This is a genomic window from Streptomyces sp. NPDC005070 (assembly GCF_053600395.1).
In genome coordinates, this window is the sequence record NZ_JBSFZS010000523.1 from 1 (window position 1) to 1355 (window position 1355).

2 protein-coding genes and 1 pseudogene are annotated in these 1355 nt (G+C 71.1%); all 3 read right to left on the reverse strand.

Annotation, left to right across the window (positions count from 1 at the left end; genetic code table 11):
• Nucleotides 1–383: pseudogene (locus ACWEBX_RS40805) on the reverse strand (hypothetical protein); the annotation flags it as partial.
• 27 nt (nt 384–410) lie between these two features.
• A complete protein-coding gene (locus ACWEBX_RS40810; RefSeq protein ID WP_451889735.1) occupies nt 411–971 on the reverse strand; it encodes a hypothetical protein in 561 nt (186 codons plus the stop codon).
• A gap of 65 nt (nt 972–1036) precedes the next feature.
• A partial coding sequence (locus tag ACWEBX_RS40815; RefSeq protein ID WP_451889736.1) for a DUF6596 domain-containing protein occupies nt 1037–1355 on the reverse strand: 319 nt, incomplete at its 5' end.

The window sequence follows — 1355 nt, forward strand, 5'->3', positions numbered from 1 at the left end:
CGACTAGGTAGTTCAGCCGTTCGAAGGACAGGAACCGCGTGGCGTTCAGTGGAGCGGGCCGGACACACCCAGGGTCTTGGAGGCGGGCCCGTCGCGTCGGGTGCGGTCGCGCCGTCGAGTACCGCGCGCGTGGCGGATGCCCACGACTCCAGCGCCGCATTGCGCGCTGCGCGTGTACCGGTGTCGACGCGCTCGTCCGTCTCGTGCATGAAGGCGACGGCCGCGATGACCGGTGGATGCAGGCGCGTCGGGAGCAGGAGCCGGACCGTCAGATACTCCGCGGTCCTGAAGCGCCGTACGAACGTGCGCTGCTTGCCGTACGCGGCTCGCAGGCCCGGCTCGGTGATGCCGGCCTCGCGCAGCGTGCGGGTCCACGTGGGCATGTCGCGTTCCTTACTCAGCCGATGATTTCACGGTCGGAAGTGTCCTTGTGAAGGGTACGAGTTCGCCCGCTGAGCACGTGGGTGGCCGTTGGTCAGTCGGTCGGGTGGAGGCGAACTCCGCTGCAGGCGGGCCGCCTTGGTTGTCAGGTAGCGCTGCTCGGGGGTGCTGGTGGTGAGGGCTGCCGCCAGGCGGTAGTGGTGCGACGCCGCCGTCGGGTCTCCGGCCATCTCCAACAGGTGGGCCCGTACCGCCTGCATCCGGTGGTGGTCCGCGAAGACGCCGCCGTCGTCGGTGGTGCGGCGGTCGAGCAGCGCCAGGGCGGCGGCCGGACCGTCGACCATCGCGAGGGCGACCGCGCCGTTGAGCGTGACCAACGGATTGCCCGTCACGTGTTCGAGCACCTCGTAGAGAGCGTGGATCTGCGGCCAGTCGGTGTCCTGCGCGCGGACGGCGACGGCGTGAACGGCCGCGATGGCGGCCTGCAACCGGTACGCACCGGGCCGCCCTCGCTTCGCGTGCGTACCGGGCCGTCGTTCTTCCTTCCCCGACGTGCCGGTCCGTTCCTCCTTCGCGAACGTGCCGGTCAACAGCGCTGAACCCTCCTGGATCAAGCGGCGGTTCCAAAGTGTGCGGTCCTGGTCGGCCAAGGGGATCAGCTCGCCGTGCGGGGGGTGCGTGCCGGGCGGCGGGCCTCCGTCAGCAGCATCAGGGCCGGCAGCCCGGCCACCTCACCCTCGTCCGGCAGGAGTCGGTGCACCTGCCGGGCCAGCCGGACCGCCTCGCCCGACAGGTCCGCCCGGTGCAGCACCGGACCGCCCAAGGCGGTGTAGCCCTCGTTGAACAAGGAGGTACAGCACGCGCAGGACGGAGCCGAGCCGCGCGGGCCAGTCCGGCGCAGCAGGAACTTCGGCACGGGGACTCCTCGGTCTTCGGCGCGCCCGGTGTGGCGCACTCCCCCTAGGTCGTGTCCG